1 protein-coding gene is annotated in these 1,125 nt (G+C 78.4%); it reads left to right on the forward strand.

The window, feature by feature from the left end; translation table 11 throughout:
- Positions 1-90: 90 nt before the first annotated feature.
- Positions 91-1,125: hypothetical protein (locus tag KBX39_RS31720; RefSeq protein WP_210874103.1), on the forward strand; the 1,035-nt coding region annotated here is incomplete at its 3' end.

Raw genomic sequence — 1,125 nt, forward strand, 5'->3', positions numbered from 1 at the left:
GTGCCACGACGCGCTGCGCCGGCTGCGCGACGTGGTGCCCGCCCCCGGCCGGTCCGGCGACGGCCTGGCCGCCGGAAGCGAGGTGAACCCGTGAACGAGACGGAGCTGACCCGGCTGCTGACCCGGGCCACCGAGGAGATCCGCCCGACCCGGCCGGCCGCCGCCGGATGGGAACGGGCCGGGCGGGTCCGTCGTGTCCGCCGCGCCGCCGGGGCCGCCGCCGTCGCCGTGGTCCTTGTCGGCGGCGGTACGACGGCGCTCCTGCACCGCTCCGGCCCGCCCCCCGCGGCGCCACCCCGCCCGGCGGTGACCTCGGCACCGAGCGCGCCGGTCGTGCAGCGGCCCCCGGACCGGCTCGGCGAGGCGGGCGACCCGCTGGGCCGGCTCGGCGACCGGGTCCCCTACCGCCTCTCCGACCGGCCGGTGAGCCGGGCGCTGGCGCTGTACCAGCCGGTCGACCCGGCCACCGGCGAGGCGGGCACGGTCCGGGTGCTGGGTGACGACGGCATCGTCCGGGAACTCGACGTGGTCACGCTCGCGCCCACCCGCGACGCCGAGGGCAACGAGGCGACGGCACTCAAGCCGGGCAGCCTGTCGCCGGACGGCCGGACCGCCGCGTTCGCGCAGACCGGCGAGGTGGTGGTGGTCGACCTGACCGACGCCGAGGTGCGTCGCTATCCGCTCGCGGGCTACCTGGAACACGTGGTCTGGGCCGGTGACCGGCTGATCGTCGGGGACAACGACACCGCGTACGAGCTGGACCGGCGCACCGGAGCGGCGCCGAAGCTGACAGTCGACCCGTGGACACTCGTCGTACCCGAGCCGGCCCGGTCCGGCGACCTGCTCACAGTGGGCGGCTGGTCCGGGGACGGCGGCCTGGCCGTACGCCGGTTCCCCGCCTCCGGCGGCGCGCCGGACCGGCGGCCGGTGACCACCGGCGCGCTTCCCCCCGGCTACCGGCTGGACGAGGTGTACGGGCGGGGCTGGCAGCGCGGCGACCGGATCGGCCAGGCCGGGTGGACCACCACCGCCAGTGGCGCCGGCACGATGAGCGGGGGCGAGGGCGTGGCGGTGCTGGACGCCCGCACCGGCGCGGTGACGCGCCTGCTCGACCTGGGCCGGGAG

It is taken from the genome of Micromonospora sp. D75 (assembly GCF_018070405.1).
Classification (GTDB): Bacteria; Actinomycetota; Actinomycetes; order Mycobacteriales; family Micromonosporaceae; genus Micromonospora; species Micromonospora chalcea.